Genomic DNA, 25,669 nt, shown 5'->3' on the forward strand with positions numbered 1-25,669 from the left:
AATCAATTAAAAGTTAAAATCCCCAAAATCTACTGATACCTTAACTGGTTGCAGTTCTTGAATTTCTTGTTTAAATGAAATATCTTTTAATAAAATTTCAGGATGATCTACAATTTGTTCAAAAATCTCAACATAACGCTCACATAACTTTTGAACCGTGCCCCTAGTATATAAAGAGGTTGCATATTCCATAGTCAGTTCAATTGTATCTTCCAATTCAACCACTCTTAGCAATAAATCCATTTGCGCGCGCTTAAAGTCGTGATCATATGTCTTTAGTTCTAAACCATCGATAAACATATGATCTGCATCCATATTTTGCATAACAAATGAAACATCGAAAAGTGGGTTCCTATTATACGTTCCTTGAAGTCCTAATTGATTAACCAGGTCCTCATATTGACATTTTTGATGTTCAAACGCTTGTAAGACCTGTTCTTTTACTTCAAATAGGAACTGAGTAAACCTTTGTTCAGCTCTTGGATAGTTCCTTATCCCTAACATGTTTACAAATACTCCTATAATATCTTGTAAATCCGCATGTGGGCGACCAGTAATTGGTGAACCAATAACAACATCCTCTTGGCCAGTATATTTACCTAGCAAAATATTATATACAGAGAGCATTAGCGTATATAATGTAGTTTCTTCTTTTGCTAATAAACGCTTAATTTTCTTGGTAACATTTGAATCAATAGTAAAGGATATTTTACTACCTTTCAGATCATATATTTCAGGTCTTGTATAATCAGTAGGCATGTTCAAGACAGGTACACCATCTTTAAATTGCTCTAGCCAATACTGTTCATGTTTGAGAGCAATTTCTTTTTCTTTTTCACTCTGCTGCCATTCTGAGTAATCCTTATACTGTATTTTTAAGCTTGGTAATTTCTCTCCAGAGTAAAGCGCAAATAGATCTCTAACGAAAATATCATAGGAAACTCCATCAGTTACTATATGATGTAAATCAATAATTAAAATATGTTTTTGTTCTTCCAATCTAATTAACCCTACACGGAAATATGGAGCATTATTAAAATTAAATGGGCGAATAAACTCATTAATTATTTGTTCCACTTCAGATTCGAAGCCCTCAATTTGAGTAATATGGAAATCAGCATGATCATGAATAATTTGTACCGGTTTATCATTTTTCATTTCAATAGTAGTTCTAAATATCTCATGACGCTTAATCAATTGAGTGAACGCCTTTTCTAAACGTTCAATGTTTAATTTTCCATTCAAAAGAATAACGGAAGTATCATTATAAGCTGTACTTTCTGGATACAATCGGTGTAATACATAAAATCTCTTCTGAGCTGAAGAAAGCTGATAATGAGATTTAGGTTCAGCTGGAACAATAACATCAAATTCACTCTTATCTGCCCTTGAAATATAATTTGCTAGTTTCTCAATATTTGATAGAGTAAAGAGTTCTTTAATAGGAACTTCAACATTAAACTCTTTATGAATTTTTGAAACAATAGTAATAGCCTTAAGTGAATCTCCACCTAGTTCTAGAAGATCATCATGAACACCAACTTCAGAAACTTTAAATATATTTCTCCAAATTTTTGAAAGCTTTTCTTCTACCTCATTACGAGGTGCTACATATTCAGTCAAGAGTTGTGGTCTAGAATGGTATAACGTAGAATCTAATTCTTCTTCCTTCTCATCATTGAAAGAATTTAATAACACCCATTGATCAATACGCGCTTGCAGTTCCCCTGGAGAATGAATCAGTACTTCCCCTTGTTTCCATGACAGCGCTATATTAAAGGCCTGAACTCCTTCTTCAGGTGTCATAGATAATTCATGTACACTTGCACCTATCTGCATATCTTTTTCTTCATCTTCCCAGTATTTCCAATCACTCCAATTGACACTTATCCAAGGCAGTTTGGAATAACGATTTATATATTGTGCAAAAACATCCATGTATATATTTGAAGCAGCGTATGAAACATACCCTAATCCGCCTAAGACCGCTGAAATGGAAGACATTAGAACACAAAAATCTAAGTCTTTATTTCGTAAGCACTCTTCTAAATTGAGAAGACCATAAACTTTTGCAGAAAATTGTTCCTCACAGTCCCCTTTTTCAAGTTCCTGAATTAAATTAAAAGTTTTTCCACCGAGAATACCTGCACCATGAATTACACCATTAATCTTTCCAAATTTTTGTTCTGCCTTATGAATTGCTTCGTATAGTTGTGATTGATCTGTAACATCAGCAGCAAGTACATAAACTTTAGATCCCGTTTCTTCTATCTCTAAAACTTTACGAATTCTGTCCGAATACATCGTATTTTCCTTCAAATGCATATCCCACTCATCACTATTTGGCAGACCTGTACGTGTAAGAAGAACTAAGTTGGCTTTTACAGTTTGAGCCAAGTGTTTCGCAAGAATTGTACCAATACCTCCGAGTCCTCCTGTAATAAGGTAAACTCCATTTTTTCGTAAAGGCAGTTTCTCTTTAGCTGGCTGTTCTAGTTGTAAAGGCTCGTAAGTTTGAACAAATCTTTTATTTCCTCGATAAGCAATCATCTTATCATTCGTATTTGAAAGACATTCTTCTACTAATTGATTTATTAGCCTATTCTTCAATTCTTTGTTTACAGGTAAAACAACATCAATACTTGAACAAGAAAGATAAGAATACTCTTGCGGAACAACTAATGACGTTCCAAGTACAGTTGATTTTTCTGGAATTAATTCTTCATCACCAATCACTTGTTGAACACCATTTGTAATGATTCGAATTGAGATTGAATCAGAGATATTCTTATCTCCTAGTGCCTGAGTTAAATAAAAGATTGAATAGAATCCTAAGTTTTGTTTACAATTTACATATTCAATTGAGGCTTGTCTTTCCTCATCCGTAATTCCCCACATATGAACTATTCTTGTAGGTAAACCACATATTTCTTGTACTTCATCCAATAACTTAACGTAATCTGTACGCTCTTCAGGATTTATAATAAAGTGACCGTTATTCTCCTTATTAAAAGCAAAGCCAGGTTCTACTGTAACTACTCTCTGCTCTTTATTTAATAAGTCCTTAACTAGTTCATTACCTAATCCTTCTTGATCTACAAAAACAATCCATGTCTCATTCACATCATGATTTGGTTCAAACAATGTAGAACTTTTCCATTGCGGCGTATAGAACCATTCAGAAATGTTGTTATTCTTACTAATTTTAGATTGCTTACTATTAAGCTTTTGACCTAAATCATACGGATTACCTTGTAATTTATAAGATATTTTATTGAAAGAATACATTGGTAATGGGATACGTCTTCTCTTCTCATCTTTATAAAATTGTTCCCAATCTATAGAAATACCTGTTACCCACATTCGAGTGATGTGACTAAATAAGAAATACATATCTGATACATCTTGTTGAACAGATCGAACCGTATTAAATATTCTTTCATTACCATTTTCATAGTCTAAAAGGCGACTAGTAAGCCTACTAAGGTCATTTCCAGGACCAATCTCTATGAATAGACTTGTATTGTCCCTATTCAACTCTTGAATTCCATCAGAGAATCGAACAGTTCCACGCATATGTTTTACCCAATAAACTGGGTTTGTTGCTTCTTCAGGTCGTATCCAAGTACCGGTCAAGTTTGACAAATAAGGTATTTTAGGTTCTCTAAGTGTCAATGTACTAACATAGGAAGCATACTCGTCCAGAATTGAATCCAGTTCGTGTGAATGTGCTGCTCCTTCTATTGTTACTCGCATACACATTAAACGCTTTTTCTTTAATTCATTTTCAAAATCTACAATTGCTTCTTCTGTCCCAGAAACTATACAAGCTGGACCATTAACTACCGCTAAAGAAATGGTATGTTGATATTCTTTTTCAAAAGAATTAATCAAATGAATTAATTCCTCTTCTGGAAGTGGAACGCTAAGCATTACTCCTGTAGGAAGACTACTCATTAGCTGACCTCTTTTTACAACCAATTTAAGTGCATCTTCCAAAGTAAATACTTCTGCTAAACAAGCAGCCACATATTCACCAAATGAATATCCAATCATTGCTTCAGGTTTAATTCCCCAACCCATTAATAGTTTCGCAACTGAGTATTCAAACGCGAAAAGAATTGGTTGACTAAATTCCATTCTTTTCAATTTTTCCGTCGCCTCATCAATACTGAAAGTAGTTGGGTATAACACTTCTTTCATGTTTACATTCGTAACAGATTGTAGGATTGCAAAGCATTCATCCATAGCTTCACGGAAAATTGCCTCTTGTTCGTATAATTCTAACCCCATGTTTACATATTGCGATCCGTTCCCAGAAAACAGGAAGTTAATTTTAGGATGTTCCTCTTTTACATTTGCATATTGTACTCTTCTTCCTTCTGGCTGGTTTAATTGTTCAATTCCCTCTTGGGTACTGGAACAAACTAAAGCTCTCCTATGCTTGAATTCCTTACGTCCAATTTGCAATGTATAACTAGCGTCAGCCAAATTCACATGAGAATTCTGTTCAAGGTGATTTCCTAAATTCAAAGTCATACGATCCAAAGCATCTTTCGATTTTGCCGAAATCATTAACATCTGGTATGGTCTACTATTTGAGGTTGCTTCAAGTTTTGGTGCCTCCTCCAAAATAATATGTGCATTTGTACCACCAATACCAAATGAACTAACACCTGCACGTAATGGTTTATTATCCTCTTTCCACTCATTTAATTGTTGATTTACATAAAAAGGTGTGTTTTCAAATCCAATTTGCGTGTTTGGTTTTGTAAAATTGACACTTGGCGGAAGAACCTGATCTTTCATCGCAAAGACCGTTTTAATTAGTCCAGCAACACCAGACGCTGCATTTAGGTGGCCCACATTTGCTTTAACAGATCCAATTGGTACAGATTGTTTTTCATTAGAGTTAAACACTTCACTAAGCGCCTTGATCTCAATGGTATCTCCTAGTTTAGTAGCAGTTCCGTGTGTTTCAATATAGGAAATGGACTCAGGTTCTATATTTGCTTCATGTTGCGCCATTTTAATAACTTCTACTTGGCCCTCTACACTAGGTGCAGTGTAACCAATTTTCCGATTCCCATCATTATTGATCGCCGTTCCTTTTATTACTGCATGTATAGTATCTCCATCATTTATAGCTTCCTGTAAAGGCTTCAGGACAACAATCCCAACTCCGTCTCCAAAAAGCATTCCATTTGCATTTTCATCAAAAGGACGACAATGACCATCTGAAGAAAACAGCATTCCTTCTTGGTAGGTATAACCTGCTTTTTCAGGTTGAGTTAATGTAATTCCCCCAGCTATAGCAATATCACAATGCCCCTGTAATAATGCTTGGCATGCATTATGAATAGCCACCAATGATGTTGAACATCCCGTAAAGATATTCATACTTGGTCCTTTAAGGTTAAATTTGTAAGAAATTTGAGTGCTTAGTGAGTCTTTGTCGTTAAGTAATGAAATTAAGAATTGTCCAGCTGGTTCATTTGCCTCTGAAAGAGTAGATAACACTTGCCAATATAAGTTAGGAGATGCCCCACTATATACACCTATTAGGCCCGGGTATGTCTCGATATTATATCCAGCATGTTCAATGGCAGACCATGCACATTCATGAAATACTCGTAGTTGCGGATCCATTAACGATGCATCTTGAGGTGTATAATCAAAGAATGGAGCATCAAAATTATCAGTTCCCTCTAAATACCCTTTCGCTTTAACATAATTAGGGCTTTTTACTTCCATAGGATTCACACCAGATTCAATTAACTCTTCATCTGTAAAAAATTGAATAGACTCTGTTCCAGACTTTATATTATTCCAGAATTCATTTACATTCTGTGCTCCAGGAAAACGTCCATCTATTCCTATAATTGCAATATCGTTATCTTCTTTCGTTTTTCGATTAAATCGTTTTGTATGTTTAACTTGATTCTTTTGTTTATCTCCACTTAAGTATTTCGCTAAAGAACGAATACTTGGATACTCAAACATAACTCCAATTGAAATATGTTTTTCTAATCTATTAATTAATCTCTCATGAATTTGAATTATATGAAGTGAAGTTGCACCTAGATCAAAGAAATTTTCATTTACATTTACAGTATCAACACTGTAAAACTCTTTCCAAATTCCTATAATTACTTCCTCTACTTCATCTTGATTTCTGAACTTATCTCCCGTTTTCGTTTGAATTTCCAATTCAGAAATCCGCTTGCGAGAATTCAGATTGATCCATTGATCAAAACGTTTATTTAAATCTCCTGAAGAAATAATTACCTGATTTAAACCACTTAAACCAAGCACACATTGGAATGTTTTTTGTCCTTCCTCAGATGTCATTTCAAGTGCTTCTATACTTTGAGCATTGAATATTTTATTAACCTGTTCAGTTCCCGTGTACTGCCAATCTCCCCAGTTAATACTAGTCCATCTATTATTAGATGTATTACTCACTTTGTCTGAAAAACTATCTAAGTAAAGGTTTGCTGCTGAATAGGCTACAAAACCTAATCCACCCAAAATAGGTGAAAGTGATGAAACAAGATAACAAAAATCAAGATTATAATTACTCAATAACTTATCAAGAACTAGCACACCATGTACTTTAGGAAGAAATTGTTCTTCACATTCAATCCTACTTATCTTTTCCATTGGACACTGAGCTGATTTAACACGTAAGACACCTGCTGCATGAATTACCCCATTTATGTGACCAAAATTAGCCTCGGCCTGATGAATCACGTTTCTCATCTGCTCTTCATCAGCAACATCTGCGACAGCTGTCATTACTTTTGCTCCCAATGACTCCAACTTCTGAATATGGTTAATACGTTGACATAAGTGTTCATTTTCAATCTGTGATTGAAGAATTTGATCCCATTCTTCACGATCAGGAAGAGCTGTTCTACTAACTAATATTAGTTTAGCCTTTACTGTACGCGCCAAATATTCTGCTAATTTAAGGCCTACTCCTCCCATTCCACCAGTAATTAAATAAACCCCTTCCGATCGAATATTCGGAATTTTCGAAGCTAATTCATTTTCATTTATTACTAGCATTTCACTTACTTTTTCATCAGGTATAGGCTCATAAATTTGAATGTAACGAGTATTATTTCGAATTGCTATTACAGTGTCAATAATGTCCGTTTGAATCTCAGAATATAAGTTTGATATTAATGCTTCTTCATTATCAGACAACATAAAATCTACACTACGGCATCTAATATTTGGATACTCTTGCGGAAATACTTTTATAGGAGCCAAAAGAGTAGATTTTTCTGCAATAATAGACTCGTCTCCTACTACCTTTTGCATATTATTCGTCATCACATTTATATTAATAGGATAAAGTAAATTAAATTTACTAATTGTCTTTGCAAGTGATATTAATGAATAGAATCCAGTATCTAAGGTCTTGATACCTAAATCCTTATTATCCACATTCCATAGGTGAACAATCTCTTCTGGTAAACACTCTTGTTTTTGTAGCTCGTTAAATAACTGATAATAATCTTCTTGTTCAGTAGGGCATATTGTAAATTCATTTAAACTAATCTTTTTATATGAAGGACCCACACCGACTGTTATAACACGATGTCCATCTCTTTCAAGCTTTTCTTTAAGAGCTAAGCCTATATGCTCATTGTCTATAAATAACAACCAACTTTTAGTAGATCCTTTAATTACATCTACAATTTCTTTTTCCATCCATCCTGGAGTATAGAACCACTCAGCTATATTAGAACGTTTCTTTATCGATGTTTCTTCACTATTAGTTATATTTTGCTGTTCAGCTGGATCTATCCAATATCGTTTTTTCTCAAAAGGATAAGTTGGTAAGGCAATACGTAATCTATATTCCTCTTCATACAGTTTACTCCAATTAATTTCTACCCCTAACTCCCACGCTTGTCCCAATACCTCTAACAAGTCGTCTCGTAAAATAATCTGATTATTATGAATTCCATAATTTAATAACTCTCCAATATGTACAATCACAGAATTAGGATCTACATCCTTAACTTGTGTTAGAAGTTCTACTTTTTCTACATGCGTCCATTCTGTTTGTAACTCTGTATAATTCTCAACTAATTGATTCAGGACATCTTCTGGCTTAAGAGATTTATTATAAATATCTGAAACCATTCCAGCTAAGCCTGTACCAATAATGTTAGAAGGACGTACATCACATTCAATTAATACATCAATAATCGATTGCAAGCAGACGAAAAAGGTTAAATTTTCAACCAAGCTATCATCTGTTCCTTTAAAGAATGCTTCTTCCAATGCTTTTCCAGTATACATTTGGGCATCAGTCATATTACGCTCAAATACTTTTAAGAATAATGTTTCCTTTTGGTATAGTTCTTTTACATTCTCAATAATTGATGAGTATTCGCTAGGTAATACAAATACCAAATCTGGATTTTCTTGCGTTTTTACGTGAAAATCTTTAACTGTTTTTAAATTGTCTATGGCGCTATCTATATCCTTACATAAGACCGCTCTTCTATACGGAAATGGGCGACGGCCAGTTTGCAATGTGTATGCTACATCTGCTAATTCAACATCTTTATTAGATTCCAGATATTCAACCATATTTACTGTAGCATTATTTAAAGCTTCTTTTGATCTAGCAGAAAGAACCATTAACTTTTTCTCTCTAGTAGAAGCAGAACTTTTAACTTTAGGCGCTTCTTCTAATACAATATGAACGTTAGTTCCACCATATCCAAAAGCACTCACACCTGCTCGAAGGAGATCATTATCTTCACTTTGCCAATTCACCAAATCAGTATTGATATAAAATGGGCTATCTATAAAATCAATTTTCGAGTTAGGGCGCTTCACATTTAAAGTTGGCGGGAGTTGTTTATGCCTCATAGATAAAACTGTCTTTATAAGTCCCGTCACCCCTGCAGCTGTATCTAAATGACCTACATTACTCTTAACAGAACCAATTGCACAAAAAGATTTCTTGTCCACATCTTGAAACGCTCTCTTTAGAGCCTCTACTTCGATAGAATCCCCTAATGGCGTTGCCGTCCCATGCGTTTCTATATAACTAATTGTAGAAGGATCAACTTCAGCAAAACTATGAGCTGCTTGAATTACTTCAGCCTGTCCCTCAACACTCGGAGCAGTATAGCCTACTTTTCGACCTCCATCATTATTTGCCGCTGATCCCTTAATTACACCATAGATTGTATCCCCATCAGCAATTGCATCTTCTAATCTCTTTAGTATTACCATACCTACACCATCACTAAAAACTGCACCCTGGGCTTCTGCATCAAAAGTACGTACTTTGCCATCAGGTGAACTTGTCATTCCTTCATGGTATTTATAACCATTCTTTTTAGGATACGTTATAGATACTCCACCTGCAGCTGCAATAGAGCATTCTCCAGTTAACAATGATCTACATGCAAGATGAATGCTCAAAAGAGATGTAGAGCATGCTGTATATAATGTAAAACTCGGTCCCTTAAGTCCCAACTTATAGGATGTAAGTGTTGAAATCGCATCTTTATAGGAAAGAGTACCTGCCTCTGAAAACTCAACCACACTATCACTGTTTAATAATGGCGTGTGCTTCATCCAATTAAAATTAGTAGATGCTCCTACGTATAATCCTATTAATCCTTCATAATCAAATGGATTATAGCCTGCCATCTCTAATGCTTCCCATGTTGTTTCCTGTAACATACGAATCTGAGGATCCATTATTTTCGCTTCTCTAGGTGTATAAGAAAAAAAGGATTCATCAAAATATTCTACTTCCTCCAAATACCCTTTTGCTTTCACAAAATTAGGATGTTGTAAAACATCTAAATTAATACCTTCTTTAATTAACTCGTCTTCGGTAAATGTAGAAATTGAATCAACACCATTTTTTAGGTTATCCCAGAATTGGTTTATTTCATTTGCACCTGGAAATTTACCTGCCATTCCAATAATCGCTATTTCCAAACCAGTTTTACTATCATCTTGATGCTTCATTTTCACTTTCCTCCTATTTTGTTTAATTTGGATTTTCTATGCTTTACATACTCTTAGCTACAATATTTAGAGCTAATACTCCTATTTCATAAACTTAAGCAAAAGAAAAAACACATGAAATTACCCATAAAGTAGCTAAAGTGATTTACATACCTGACAGAAAACAAAAATTTTAATTACGATTTCTATTCCTGGATTTCAATGATTTTTTGAGCACTCATTTTCATTCTAAAAAACCTAATACTTTGGTAATAATTCTGTTAATATTACGCTTTATGTAGTTAGTAACATATTCACAAGAAGTTTTCTTTAAGAAATTAATTTGTAGAGTAATAATTTTGTAGGGGATTTATGTTATAAAATTAAGCATACTTTTTCCAATATCATATAGAAAAAAACAAAAAAGTGACATACAGTGAATATTGAGAAATAAAATTCATTTATTCCATATCTAACCAAAATAGAACTAATTTTCAATTTTAAATTAGATTTTCTTGCATTTATAATTGCATTCTCTATAAATCATCTATGGTGAGCTTTTAAACTTTAAACATAAATGAAGTTATATGCGAAATTTTTTAGTTTAGATGAGGATCTATAAGTGAATTCATTCAAACGTTTTAAGAAAATATTGAGGATGAACATTGTTAGCGGAGCGCTTACTACCGAAGTCAAACTTATTTCTAGGATTGCTGACTTACAATTTTGCTTTGTACGACTCCTAAGACAGATTCAAATAAGTTCATATACTACAGTACTGTTTATCTTTCCGTTCATGCTGTTGATTTTCCGTTATGTTTTGATATGCACATACAATATTTTTATCTTATACCCATTACTATTGTCCTGCAGACACTTTATATTATTTTCAAATCCACTATTTCACTAAACTATAAAATTAAAACCGCTAAATTTCCGAATAAACTGAAAACTTATGAGAAATTGACAAGAAATCTCAATAAGATCTTTTGAATATATCTTAACTTCAAACGCATGGAATCAGTACTCAATAATGATGCTATACAGGGGGATATTCTATTAAATAGAATTACTAAATAAGATATCTAGAGAGAACTCAGATGTTAAAGAGAATGCTTTGGATTTTGTTGAAGAAATAGCACAAAATGTAAAACAAGGTGCAGCTGTAAAACCCTCTCTTCTTAGACAAGCAAAAGCGGCTTTAACTGATATTAACTTAATGGTTGCTCATGGCTCCCAAGTTGCAGCTAAGATTGGCCAATTCATTAGTAAAATTAATGAATTTATTTCATAATTATCGTTTTTTAAATTCTTTTTTATTGCTAAGAATTTAATAAATGTTTCTAGTACAATCAGAAAAGCAAAAAGAACTTGTAGAAATCACTACAAGTTCTTTTTCAGGTAATGTATAAAAGATGAATCAAACTATCTCATTACTTGTAACGTGGAAACCATCTTAGTTCTTCTTAACGTTTTTTCTTCATGAGAAGTAATTATTTTTTAAACTTTCCCAATATTCCCAACCACTATTTGTAATTCAATCCACATATTGTTGATACCATTACAGTTACAGGTATGTTAAAATCCATTTGAAACATTGCTTTTGGGAATACAATTGCTATTATAATCGCAATTTATTTTCTACAAACTGATTGGGTTTCAACCCAAATTGTGGCTTTATTCCGCAGACCTTAACAAATTGTTAAGGTCCTTTTTTATTTGTCCTTTAGTTGCAAAAAAATAAAGTTTTCATTCTGGGGGTATCTTAAAATCTTAGCTTGATAGCGATGGGCTTTTTTCCAGTACAATAAGAAAAACAAAAAGAACTTGTAGGAATTCTACAAGTTCTTTTTTAAATAATGTAAAAAGTTGAGACAAACTATCTCATAATTTATAACGGAAAAATCAGATTAATTAGGCTTGATTCCATAAAACTATTATTCAATCTATCGACCTTCTACTACGGTCTCACCAGAATAATAAAATTTCCCGTTTTTAGCTTGTGCATATGCATACACTGTTAAGCCTTTGTGTATCTCTGGTACATCTTCTAACCGCTCAGTTATTTCCACTGTATTCGTTCCATCGCTCAAATCAGTTGGAGGAGCCCATGCAGTTGTAATATATCTATTAGGTCCATATTTCTCTGATACAGTACTTGGCTTTTCTACTGACCATACAATTCTTTCGTAATATTCCATATTAAATGGATTTTGTAATTTCCAAACTCTAAATGTTACCTCATCGCCATAAATTCTCACAGAAGTTTTTGCTTGATTACCAAATTGTGCAATAGATAAACCCACATTTTGATTCAAATAATTTGATGGTAATGTTATAGCTTCTTGTTCTGCTGCACTTGCCTTCGTTGTAACTACAGTTCCTAACCCACCAATACCGATTGCTCCTGCTAAAGCTCCTACAACTAGTTTTTTTAACATATAACCATCTCCTTTTTTTAATAAAATTTTTGGTACAAATTAAGCATATTCTACTTTTTAACTTGTGTAAATATTTAGAATTTTTAGAAATAAATACCTGAAAATTCACCATTTTCTGGATAAATTGTAGAAAAATTAAATTAATAAGGCGGATATAATAACTGCCGTTAGCTTACTGATTGTGCAAATAAGATGGATAATATTGTAGCATGTCCATCTTCAGAACTAATTGGCCTCACCATATTAAAAAAGAAAATTGTACGTTTAGATACAATTTTGACACATTTTAAGATGTTAGGTGTACGCTAATTCTATTTTTTAGCTAAATATAATCTATTTGACATTAAAAAGTAAATGTTTTATAAAATGTCAACTGGAATATTATTATCACTAATAGGAAAAGTAAATATCCGTTTATAAAGGTATATATTTATAAACAGAAAGGCTTTATGTACGAAACATTGGAATATCAAGTTTATTAAGGTGATTAAGTTTATTTTATAAACGTTTTTTTCAATGGATACCTTTCCAAACCTTCGTCTTTAATTAACTCCAATATTGTATTCAAAATCTTTTCTTTCGTTGATATGTTTTCATTTTCCCTCAACTTATCTCCCCCCTCTAGAATACATAAATTAAGAAATGTTTTAATTGTCATTTAACTCCAAGATATCACCTTCGATTTTTAATATTAATAAATAAATTTCTAAAAAATTTAAAACTATCTATGAAAAACTTTTCAATTATATATCAAATTTTATTACTATAAAAACGCATAATTGTATATTCATATTTTCAATAGTGCGTTCCCAACCCTATTGAGAAGAAATCTGTTCCGTACCACTAAGTAGTTATCTTTCCAGAAAAAGAACCTGTTCTCAATGGAAAACAGGTTCTTTTTTATTCAAAATTGATAGAGTATACTACAACAATATTGGTTCTTTAATTAATGGTAAATACTTTATACTCATAGCATAATTTAATAACAAATTGATATACTCTTGATTTGGCTCTAAACAATGTACATTCTTCAAATATCCTTGCGTGTATAAACAAGATGGTATAGCTACTGATAGCTCTTCTACAGATTCTAATAAAGGCATTATGAGCTCTAAAGCTTTCTGTTCATCAGTAGTTAGATTCGTATTAAAAAACTTCTCTATATACTTCTCTTGTTTCATTAACAGGATATCGTATCCAAAAGCTTGTAAACTATTAATAAATTGGTCCCATTTTAGCTGAATTGGATTACAAATATGCATGGTTTTATTTACTGTATTGGCCTTATAGGATAATTCAGTAATAGCTAAACTTCCATAGTCTACAGGCGTTAAATCTACATACGTATTGACGTCAGGAGCTATGCTAGATAGACATATCCCTTTTAATAATCTATAAAATGCGTTTTCATTAATATTGTATTGAAATTTACCTGTTTTAGAGTTACCCACTAAATTCCCCACACGGTATATTGTGGCACGAACTCCTTTTTCCATTGCTTCTCTGACCATTTTCTCGCCTTGAAACTTACTTTCTAGGTACAGATTATCTAAATTTTGCCCTCTATCAAAATTAGACTCAAAGAATTCAAATTCTTTTGGATCGCTTTCAGCCTGACCTACTACACTTAAAGTCGATATATAATTAAAACGAGCATTTGTGTTCTTAGCTAATTCCAATAAGTATTTTGTAGACTGAACATTTACCTTTTGAAAATGCTCACGTTCTCCATAGTGTCTAACTTCTCCACCACAATGTATGATTGACTCTACCCTATTCTTTAAATGGTCCAATTGCTTTGAATCTAGACCTAGATTCATCAAAGATAAATCTCCTTCAATTAATTCTACTCTCTCCTTCAACTTTTGGAGGATTTCTTTACCGAAATAAAACTCCATTCTTTCTTTTAACTTTGCACCAATTACTTGATTCTCTTTTTTTCTTACTAAACAGTAAATAGTCGTAGATGGCAACTGTAATAACCTTTCTAAAATATGTGCTCCTAAATATCCAGTTGCCCCTGTAAGGAAAACTGTTTTTGGATAATTCACCATATCTAACTCACATTCTTCTAATTTAGTTCTTTCATAAAAAGGAGTCGTTTTCGTTTCATTTTCCCTACATGCTACATTCATATTTTTCTCTTTCTTGAACGACATATCTTCCATCTCTTCAATATGAGAGGCTAATTTTTCTATTGTTCTATACTTAAAGAAATCTTGAATTTTCAAGTTAGGGTATAACGGTTTTAATTTGACTAATGCCGGCATAACTTTTAAAGAATGTCCACCCAAATTAAAGAAATCATCTTTTAAACCTATAGATTTAATGTTTAGAACTTCTGACCATACTTTTGCAATGTTTTTTTGCACTTTAGTTTGAGGTTTAAGTTTACACTCATCGTTTTTCTCATGATCAAACTCTATTTTTGGCAGTTTTTCAAAATCAATTTTCCCGTTCGCCGTTATTGGTATTTCTAACACATGAGAGTAATATTTAGGGACCATATATTCTGGAAATATATTTGATAAATGTAAAGCTAACTTATTTTTCTCTATCCCTATACCGTCCACTGTTTTATAATAAGCTTGCAGTAACATTCCATCTTTCGTTTGTGTTACCACAGCCTGACTTATCCCCTCAAGTTGTAACATTGCATCTTCTATTTCTCCTAATTCAATTCTGTGCCCTCTAATTTTAACCTGCTTATCTTTTCTTCCCATAAATTCTATATTTCCATTTGGTAACCATCTTGCTAAATCACCTGTTCGATATACTCTTTTACTATTGTCTTCTGAAAATAGGTTTGAAATAAATGCCTGTTTTGTTTTCTCTTCCTGCTTCCAATACCCTTGGGCCAATCCTAAACTTTCAATATATAATTCACCCATGCTCCCTACCGGACAATGTTGCATATATGAATTCAATATATGAACCTTTGTATTAGAAATTGGAATACCAATCGGTATGCTTCCTAAAAGATTATTGTCGCCTTCTAAAACCGGTATGAAATAATACATTGCTGAGACAGTTGCTTCAGTAGGGCCATACTCATTTACCAGCTGAACTTGGTTTTTAAAAGTACTTTGCCAACTTCTAATAGCATTTGTTGATGCAGCTTCCCCTCCCATTATTATAAATCTTAAAGAACGTATCTTTTCGCAATCCAGTTTCGTTAATGAAGTCGATAATTCATTGAAAAATACTGTTGGTAAGTCAGAAATAGTTGCTTGTGTTTCTTGAATGGCTTGAGCATATGCGACAGTTGAATAGCGCTGTTCATCACTTAATACATATAGTTCCGCCCCATTTAACAAGGTAGAAAAAATTTCTGATACTGAAGAATCAAAACTATGGGAATAAAACTGTGTTACTTTATCATTTGAAGAAATCTGAAATACTTCATTTCTCCATTCAACTAAATTTAATACTCCTTTATGTGTTAATAATGTACCTTTTGGTTTACCTGTTGATCCTGAAGTATAAATTACATATGCCAAATCATCTGGTTTATTTAAAATTTTCACATCATCATTTAGAGTCGTACGATATATATCCTCTATTATTGAAACCTTATAATTACTTACATTCAAATGACTTTTGTATTTGTTACTCGTTATAATTCTACATGCCTCACTGTCACGAACTATATAATTTATTCTATCCTCAGGGTATTTTACATCGATTGGTATATAGGCAGCACCGGCTTTTAATATTCCAAGCATAGAAACGATACTATTCATACTTCTATCTAAAAATATGGCTACCTTATCCCCTCTTTTTATACCTTTTTCGAGTAAATGTTGAGCTACTTGATTAGAGCTCATATTTAATTGTCTATATGTTAAAGATTCCGTTTCAGTCGCTATAGCAGTTCGATTGGAATGTCTCTCTACTTGCATATGGAATTGCTCCTGTATATTTTGAAAATAAGGATATGGTCTTTCTGTATGATTTACCTTTTTATATAAAGATTCTTCTTCCTGTGATAGGAATGTAAGATTTTCATATGTTACTGTTCGTTGATGAATAAAGGCGTCCAGTATATTAAGTAAGTTTTGAGTAAACCTGTTAATTGACTCTTCCTTGAAAAGATTAATATCATACTCAAATGAAACCCCTACATAATCCAATCCTTCTTCAACAGCTAAAGAAATGTCAAACTTACTAATATCTTGTTTATTAGGTAACAATCGAAGCTTGTACGCATCATGTTGCTGCAGAATATCTTTCTGATAACTAAACATAGTAGAAAAGATCGGGTTATTTCCAAAGCTTCTATCAGGATTTATTTGTTCAATTACTTTATCAAATGGATACGATTGATTTTGGAAAGAATTCAAACATTTTTCTCTCACTACTTGTAATAGCTGCGTTAAATTTTTCACATCATTTAATTGTGTTCTAATTGCTAGGGTATTTACAAAAAAACCTTGTATTTGTTCAAATTCTTGATGATTCCTTCCAACAACCGGTGTACCTACAATAATATCTTTTTGATCCGTTAGATAATGTAACAATTGAATATACGCTGCTAAAAATAGCATATACATAGAAATATTCTCTTGTTCACATACTTGTTTCAAAGACTCTTTCATTTTATTATCTAACTTCATTTCAAATACTGTACCTTTATTTGTACTTTGATGATTCCTACTAAAATCTAAAGGAAGATTTAGTATAGGAAGAGGTGCTGAAAGTTCAGCCATCCAATAAGATTTTTCCGTATCCCACCGACCTAAATTTAACTGCTCCTGTTCCCACTCAGCATAATCTACATATCGATTAGAGATAGTTGGCAACTCAGGATTTCTACGTTTTGCAAAGGCACTATATACCTTCAATAATTCATCTAATAAATTCCTTACACTCCACTCATCTGTAATAATGTGATGTAAATTGATATATAAATAAGATTTTTTCTTATTCAGATTAAAAATTCTAATCCTAAAAAGAGGGCCATTTTCTAAATCAAATGGTGTATAATCCGTTTGATTTATTGTTGTACGTATATATTCTTGTTGTTCTTTTTTAGACATGTGTTCAATCTCATCGTGAATCAAGTCAATCGCTATTGAGTTTAAGATGACTTGTCTAGGCTCCCCATTTCTTTCAATAAACACTGTTCGTAGCATTTCGTGTCGTTCAACTAAAAATCTTATGGTATCTTGTAAAATATCCTTTTTTAAACTCGGCTCAATATATATGTGTAGTGGTGTATCATATACTCTATTAATGGCGTTATACTTATTTAAAAACCAGATTCTTTTTTGAGCACTTGATAATTGATAACTTTCCTTATCTGCAACTTTTAATACTTGCGTCTCCTGTTCTTCCCTATCATGATTTACTGCCATTAATTTATCGATGTAAGCAGACAGACTAGCAATCGTTGTATGCTCAAAAATATCTCTAATTTCAATTTTTAGATGAAACTCTTTTTGAATTTGATTTAACACTTGCACAGCAATTAATGAATGTCCCCCAAGTTTAAAAAAGTCATCATCTCTGCCGATTTTATATTTCCCTAAATTTAAAATCCCTGCCCATGTTCTTGCCAATCTTTTTTCTGTTTCACTTATCGGTGGAACATATTGCTTCTGCATGTTTTCAAGTAAAGATGGGATTTGTAATTCTAATTTTTTTCTATCTAGTTTCCCGCTTGGTGATACAGGAAAACTTTTAAGGTGAAATACATAATTTGGCATCATAAAATCTGGTAAACTTTCGCTTAAGAATGTTTTTAATGCCTCTTGTTTAAGTTCTGTATTGTCTTTTGATAAATAAAAACTAACGATTTTGTCGTTTTGATAAGTGAATACTACAGCATCTCTCACTTCTGGATGTTTCAATAATGTTCCTTCGATTTCATCCAGCTCAATTCGATACCCACGTATTTTTACTTGATTATCTTTCCTTCCGATAAATTCTAAATTTCCATTCGGTAAAAGACGTACTAAATCTCCAGTGCGATACATCTTTTTATCAAGATTATAGGATTTATCGAAAGAAATAAACGCCTCTTTTGTTTTTTTCTTTTGATTTAAATATCCGTTGGCAACTCCATCCCCGCCAATAAATAACTCACCTACTACACCTGACGGACATAACGTATTAAACGGACTCACCACAAAAACTTCACTATTAGCAATTGGTTTACCTATTGGGATATTAGAGATTTCTTTTTGTATCTCACCATTTACTTCATACATGGTTACACATACAGTAGTTTCAGTAGGACCATATGCATTAAGAACTGGAATCTTTAACCCTAATTTACTTTGCCATTTACGAACTGATTCAGCAGGTAAAGTTTCCCCTCCTACAAATACACGTTTTACAGAATTTAATTTAAGTAACATTTCTTTTGGCATATCAGCTATTAATTTAAAAAACGCAGTTGGTAAAACCACATTTGTAATACCATTCTTCTCAATTACATTTATAAATTCCTCTGCTGAACGTTTTTCGATTTCAGAAATTAAATGCATTCTCCCTCCACATAGCAAAATCGGAAATATTTCCATAATGGAGGCGTCAAAAATGATCGTTGCAAATTGTAAAAACACATCTTCTTTTCCTAAATGAAATGTATTAATTACTGAATATGATAAATTAATTACTCCTTTATGTGGTACAACGACTCCTTTTGGCAAACCTGTTGAACCTGACGTGTAGATAATATAAGCTGCATCTTCTATGGTATGTGTAGGCGCAATATTTTCTTTTGAATTAGCGCAATGAAAATCTTCTAGATAAATTGTATGAATTGCAAAACTTTCAACCAATCCGCTGTATTCTTTCTTCGTAATAATCATTTGACTTTCGCTATCTTTTAAGATGTATTCTATTCTTTTTTCAGGAAACTTTGGATCGATTGGTACATAAACTCCACCTGATTTTAGGATACCTAGAATCCATACAATGGTATCAATCTCTCTTTCCATAGTAATACTTACACGTTGTCCCTTTTTTATATCATTTTCACATAAATAATTCGCAATTTGATTTGACCTTTGCTGCAATTCATAATAGGTAATGGATTTATCCCCCATAGAAATTGCTATTTGATTTGGCGATTTTAATGTTTGTAGATCGATTAATTGATCTAGTGTTTTTGAATTAGGATACGTAAGAGCATTTGAATTCATTTCTTTGTATAGACGATGATCTTTCTCTAAAAGTAAATCCAATGAATGTATCGGCTCGTTCACATTCTTCATTAGTTTTTGCAACAAATATATATATCTTTCAACTAAATTACTAATACTCTCTGGTTTATATAATGCTGAGTTATAGTCAACCTCAATTTTATTCTCTGTTTCCCCTTCATATCTCATTATTCTCCAGGTCATATTAAAAGGATTTACTCTTTTACAATCTGTTAAAACTGTTGACTCAATATCAGGAATTTTTAATTCTGGTATCTTCATCGTATTAAATGCTGTGGAATATACTATATTATGATTTGTATTTGTATTTAGATTTAAATCTTTTACTATATGTGAATAAGGATTATGTTTATACGTAATAGCTAGATGAATAGATTTATTAACTTTATTAAGTATCCCCTTAAATGTTTCTCCCTTTTCTATTGTTATACGTATAGGTACTGTATTAACAAAATAGCCAAAAGTATCTCGTTCTTCTGTATGTGGTCTAGTATTAATTGGAATACCAACAATTATCTCTTCAGCATTTGTCATTTGATGAAGTAAGGTACAATAAGTACTTAACATTACTCGATAAATACTTATATTATTTTTTTTAGCAAAACATTGTATTTGATAAAATAGATCCGAATTAATATTCTTGCTTATATTTTTATCTGTATATCTCTTTTCATTTATTTTATTAAAATCAATAGGAAACTCTGTAGGAGTTAATTCACCTTGTAAATAATCTTTCCAATACGATGATCCTTCTTTATATATTGCACTATCAATAAAACCCTCCTCATACTCTACGAGGTTCTTATAAGGAGATTCAAATTCTACATTCGTCTTCCCTTGAAGTAATTCACCATACGTATTGGATAATTGTCGGATGAAAACTCCTAAACTCCATCCATCGTAAATAATGTGATGAAACATTAAATGTAAAACAAATGTATCTTCACTGAATTTAATAATGTGGAATTTAAACAAAGGCCCCTCTTCTAAACTAAATTTCTCATTCACTATAGATTCTAAAAGATTTTTAAAAATAGATTTTTGTTCTGTGTTTTTAAAGGCAGTTAAATCCTTAATTGGTATATCAAAATCTACACTTTTTTGAATTAATTGCTTTATTTTTTCATCCCTCTTCTTAAATATTGTACGCAGCGCCGGATGTGATTGCACTATTAAAGCGAACGCTTTCTTCAAAACCTCTATTTGAAGATTTCCTTTTAACTTTATTATAATCGGTTCATTATTCATTCCTTTTTCTATTTCCATTTGATGAGCTATCCATAATGCTTCTTGGCCTACTGTTGCATCCAATTCTTCTACAATTTCATATTTCTCTTGTATTTCTTTCATATGAATTTCTCCTTTTATAAATATTTAAAAACGGATAATATTTACAGTTACAACTATATGTACATATTCTGCAATTTGTAAATCTATACTTTCCGACTAAATTCAACATTTATTTCGCTTATTGCATAGTTATTAAAATTATGAATAAAACTCATATTTATACTGTATCAGTTCATACTTTTATTCAATTTAAGCATAAAAAACCATTTCACTAATAATTCTAATTTCTTTTTATACAGTAATCTTACATATTTTATTAAAGGAAATAGCCTAATTTATACTCCGAAAACAAATTCAAGAATATTCCAACTGGTCGCTATATATACTGCTAATAACATAAAATGTAAAGGAGGAGTCCGTACATAATGGAATATAGATTATTAGGTAACACGGGATTAATAGTTTCCGAGATAGGATTCGGTTCTTGGGCAATTGGTGGAGATGAATGGGGAGCAGTAAAAGATAATGAATCGCTTGATGCAATTGAAAAAGCAATTGACCTAGGGGTTAATTTTATTGACACTGCTGATGTTTATGGATTAGGTCATAGTGAAACGTTAGTTGCAAAAGCTATAAATAATCGCAGACAGGATATCATTCTTTCTACAAAAGGTGGATTAATTGGTCATCATTATGACCCCAATCAACCAGCCGTTTATGGAGATCCTCAAAAGATCATTGATGCGTTTGAGGCTAGTTTACTGCGGCTTAAAACGGATTATATAGATGTGTACTTTTGTCACATTTGGTGGGATAAACCTGAAGAAACAGAAGCCTTTCTACAAGCTTTCCAAACCTTAAAAAATTCTGGAAAAGTAAGAGCTGTTGGCGTTTCTACTAATGATTTAGATTATATTAAACATTTTAATCAGAATAGTGATTTAGATGTTGTACAATTCGATTATAGTATTCTGAATAAAGAACCTGAAAAAGACATCCTTCCTTATATTGAAAAACATAATTTAGGTGCTGTGATAAGAGGTCCACTTAAGATGGGAATTTTAACTGGGAAATTTAATCATGAAACTCAATTTCCAGACGATGATTTAAGAAAAGATTGGCCAAAAGAAAAGTGGTTTAAAGATAGCTTACACACAGTAGAGAAATTACGTTCACTTGTACGTTCAAATCGAAGTTTAGCGCAAGTTGCTTTACGTTATGTTTTAAGTCACCCAGCAGTTTCAGTTGCTATTCCTGGTGCAAAAAATTCTACTCAGGTTGAAGAAAATTCTTCACACTTAACTCGTCCATTATTATTAGATAATGAAATTGAATTCATTAAAAAGCTTTGATCAGATTATTATTCACCTACAAAAATTATGCTGATTCTTCTACCAAATCCATACTACTACTTCTTCTCAACTAGAACATATTTTTAACACTTCCACCCTATTTTTTTCTCTTTTTCCAACAATATCTACAGTTTATAAGGTAGTTGAGCTCTTATATTCAACTACCTTATAATAGTTCTACATTAGATTAAATTACCTACTACATTAGTTGCATACATGCTAGGGCATCATGCAAACAAAATAAACAATTAATTCAGAAATATTTTTAGAAACTTCATTATCTCACAATTAATTTTTTTGAAATAAATCAAAAAAATTTTCTTTACTTTAAATTCTATAATTCATATAATCTTCTATGGAATTACATTTTTTTCTAAATAGCTCCTCATTTCTAAGTATTCAAAAGGGCAATTACAAATTATTACACCCTTATGTTTAACCAAGTAAAATAAAAATCCAGTTTTTCACAAGGAGAAGTGACTGCATGCAAGATATTTTAAAATTATTTCCGAGCGTTGACGGAAATGAAGAAAAACAACAACTTTTATTAGAATCTATGCAGAAAATAATTAAAAATCTTGACCGATTAAAAAATGAAGAGCGAGCTACTTTAGGTAAATGTGAGGAAAAATCAGAAGGATACTACAATGGCTTAATTCACCAAAGTCATATTCCACTAGCTGGCATCACTATGTCTGAGGTTATAGAAGAGCTAAACCAATTTATGAATGGCCATCCTTATCCAAATAAATACTACTTATCGAACGCCGTACCACTACCAAGTATTCCGTCATTATTGGGGCAACTAACCATGGCTCTTTTAAATGGTAATGGTGTTTGGGATGTCTATGGCCCAGGGGCAGCAGAAGCAGAAGTAAAAGTTGTATCCATGCTTTCAAAACTGATTGGTTATAATCCGCATAATAGCGGCGGTTATACAACATGGGGTGGACAAGGTTGTGTATTTTCGAGCTTACGCTTAGCAATTTCTAAACAATTCCCATTAGCCAAAGAATATGGTGCTCCACAAAATGTATATTGCTTTGCTTCTGAAAATGCACACTATAGTTTATTAAAATCAGCTGAAGCAACTGGCATTGGATCAAATCACTTAATTAAAGTGAAAACTGATCCTTATTCAAATTCTATGGATATAGATGATTTAGAGGCCAAAATGTTACAAGTTATTAATACTGGCGGTATCCCCCTTTATATTCTAGCTACTATGGGGTCAACAGATACTTTTACCATTGATGATATAAAAAAAATTAAAGAGAGCGCTGAAGCAATACAAAAAAAATATAAATTAAAACCTATTTATATCCATGCGGATTCTGCAATGGGTGGATTCTATAGTTTCTTTAATAATTATAATTTCGAAGAAAATCCACTTTCATTTGAAATTAACTTAAAAAATGCTTTACTATACGTACAAGATAAAATGCAATACATGGCACTTGCTGATAGTGTATGTTTTGATTTTCATAAATTAGGACAAACACCTTATGCTTCAAGTATTTTAATCGTAAAAAATCATACTGATTTACAACTGATGGACATTGAACAAGATGACACACCTTATCTTGGTAATAGGTCATATGGAAGTTATCATACAGGCTATACCTTAGAATGTTCACGATCTGGTAGCGCTATTCCAATGTATATCAATCTATTAGCCTTTGGAATTGAAGGATATCAAAAAATATTAGCAAATTATATTCGTGTAAATCTATTATTTAGAGAGAAGTTGCGCAAGGCCCTCCCTCAAGTCGCAATCACAAATGATTTTACATATGGACCAATTACAACTTTTCGGTTCTATATGAATGGAGATGGCAAAGAAAATTGGAAAAAAGAACGAATAGGTCTTGCAACAAAGGAAGAAATTGAGGATACAAACCGATTAAATATAGAATTATTCAATTATCTAGGAAAAAATCGCGATCAAATATTTTTAGGCGATACAACTCGTTCATGTGTAGTAGACGCAATAAACAGTTGTGATAGAAATCCGATTTCTACATTAAAATTCTTTTCTATCTCCCCATATACAACTGTTGAATGTTTAGATGAGGTCATAGCATTTCTTTATGAACATATTTCGATTGCTACTAAACAGATTCATTCATATGTTTAATAATCATATTTGTTAGCGCTTTAATAGTTAAACTTAACTAAATGAAATAAAATTTTTAATCCTTTTAATTACTATTAACTATATCAGGAAAGAGGAAAAACATATGAATATAGAACTACTTGATACACACCATGTGAAAGATGCAGCACATTTACTTGCACATTCTTTTGTGAAGAATGAACCTCTTGTAAGCAGTTTACAAATTCCTTTTGCTCCTTTTCACAGAATGTGCGAAGAAATGATGAAACAAGCTGTATCTCAAGCTATGTCATTTGTAGCAATCGAAAATTTTCAAATTGTTGGAGTTCTTTTAACAAAAAAAGTAACCCAGCCACTAATATATACAGAGAAAGCGATTGAACTATGCCCACAAATGGAACCTATTTTTCAACTTTTAGATACATTAGAGACAGAATCTATTAAGTTTTCTCATTTAAATAAAGAAAAATTGGTCTATCTAGATATGGGCGCTTGTCATCCAGATTGGATGGGAAGTGGTATAGTCACTACCCTTCTTTCACATGCCATTCAAGAAATAAGTAAAAGAGATTATGATTTTATTGCTGCTTGTACAAATAAAATTTCTCAAAAAATCCTAAAAAAACTGTGTACGACCTATGAAATGAATGAAATAGTGTATAGTAATTTTCTTTATAAGGAAGCATACCCATTTGCTAATACAACAACTTCCATAGCAGCCCAATTACTTTATATACCTCAATCTCAATTTGTCATCGAGGCCATATAAATTTGTGAAGAAGACTAGCTGTACTTTTGCGCAGCTATTTTTTATACAGAATAAGGTAGTAAAAGATATTCAAGTTAACATAAGTGTTACCTTTCACAATTTTACCAAATCATTAAAGGAATCTCCTTTCCCCTATCGAATTATTGTAGAGGAAAGGAGAGGAATACATGGAAATTCTAGGATTAGATCCTCGCGCACTAGCAACTTTAGGTGCACTTGAATACACCAATCGACGCAATAAATTAATTGAAGACTCGGAGAATAACATATACGAGTGTAAAGAAATAAAAGAAATACTACAATCACTCCCTAAAGAGAAGCAGATTGAGGTTCTTGAGAATCAAGCTCACTTTGAAGCAGTGGCAAAGATGATTGAACAAAACAATTTAATTCTTTTAGAACAGATGAAAGCTCTACAGCTAATTCAGAAATAACAAACTTATGATTAATTAATTCTACATATGCTTCCATAAATAATGTATCTTTATCTATACGATCAGCCTCTGTTTTTACAGAGGTTTTTGTTATGCGTT

Annotated in this window: 8 protein-coding genes and 1 pseudogene; 5 read left to right on the plus strand and 4 right to left on the minus strand. The window is 32.2% G+C overall.

Going from position 1 to position 25,669, the window contains the following annotated elements; translation table 11 throughout:
• Nucleotides 1-6: 6 nt before the first annotated feature.
• On the minus strand, nt 7-10,017 hold the full coding sequence (locus ACZDYH_RS17645; RefSeq protein ID WP_474886762.1) for an SDR family NAD(P)-dependent oxidoreductase: 10,011 nt from the start codon (nt 10,015-10,017) through the stop codon (nt 7-9).
• 1,096 nt (nt 10,018-11,113) lie between these two features.
• Between ACZDYH_RS17645 and ACZDYH_RS17650 the strand changes: the two genes are divergently transcribed.
• Nucleotides 11,114-11,290 carry a hypothetical protein gene (locus ACZDYH_RS17650; protein ID WP_474886763.1) on the plus strand — a complete coding sequence of 59 codons (177 nt, stop codon included), beginning with the start codon at nt 11,114-11,116 and terminating at the stop codon, nt 11,288-11,290.
• Nucleotides 11,291-11,942: 652 nt separating this feature from the next.
• On the opposite strand, the gene ACZDYH_RS17655 is transcribed toward ACZDYH_RS17650, so the two are convergent.
• From ACZDYH_RS17655 to ACZDYH_RS17665, 3 genes and pseudogenes are all read right to left on the minus strand, one after another.
• Complete coding sequence (locus ACZDYH_RS17655) at nt 11,943-12,437, minus strand: hypothetical protein (RefSeq protein ID WP_098326493.1); 495 nt, start codon at nt 12,435-12,437, stop codon at nt 11,943-11,945.
• A gap of 508 nt (nt 12,438-12,945) precedes the next feature.
• Nucleotides 12,946-13,044 (minus strand): annotated as a pseudogene (locus ACZDYH_RS17660) (TetR/AcrR family transcriptional regulator); the annotation flags it as partial.
• 316 nt (nt 13,045-13,360) lie between these two features.
• Nucleotides 13,361-20,959: a non-ribosomal peptide synthetase gene (locus tag ACZDYH_RS17665; protein WP_474886765.1), complete on the minus strand. Its 7,599-nt coding sequence runs from the start codon at nt 20,957-20,959 to the stop codon at nt 13,361-13,363.
• A gap of 365 nt (nt 20,960-21,324) precedes the next feature.
• On the opposite strand from ACZDYH_RS17665, the gene ACZDYH_RS17670 reads away from it, so the two are divergent.
• From ACZDYH_RS17670 to ACZDYH_RS17685, 4 genes are all read left to right on the plus strand, one after another.
• Nucleotides 21,325-22,251: an aldo/keto reductase gene (locus ACZDYH_RS17670; RefSeq protein ID WP_102956573.1), complete on the plus strand. Its 927-nt coding sequence runs from the start codon at nt 21,325-21,327 to the stop codon at nt 22,249-22,251.
• 484 nt (nt 22,252-22,735) lie between these two features.
• Nucleotides 22,736-24,388, plus strand: coding sequence for a pyridoxal phosphate-dependent decarboxylase family protein (locus ACZDYH_RS17675; RefSeq protein WP_474886767.1), 1,653 nt, complete (start codon nt 22,736-22,738; stop codon nt 24,386-24,388).
• Between the two features lie 103 nt (nt 24,389-24,491).
• Nucleotides 24,492-25,136, plus strand: a complete 645-nt coding sequence (locus tag ACZDYH_RS17680) for a GNAT family N-acetyltransferase (protein ID WP_474886769.1) — start codon at nt 24,492-24,494, stop codon at nt 25,134-25,136.
• Nucleotides 25,137-25,303: 167 nt separating this feature from the next.
• Nucleotides 25,304-25,570 (plus strand): hypothetical protein, encoded by a 267-nt coding sequence (locus tag ACZDYH_RS17685; protein ID WP_000404243.1) that lies wholly within the window; start codon nt 25,304-25,306, stop codon nt 25,568-25,570.
• Nucleotides 25,571-25,669: the final 99 nt, after the last annotated feature.

This window comes from Bacillus sp. EB V-12 (assembly GCF_056158125.1).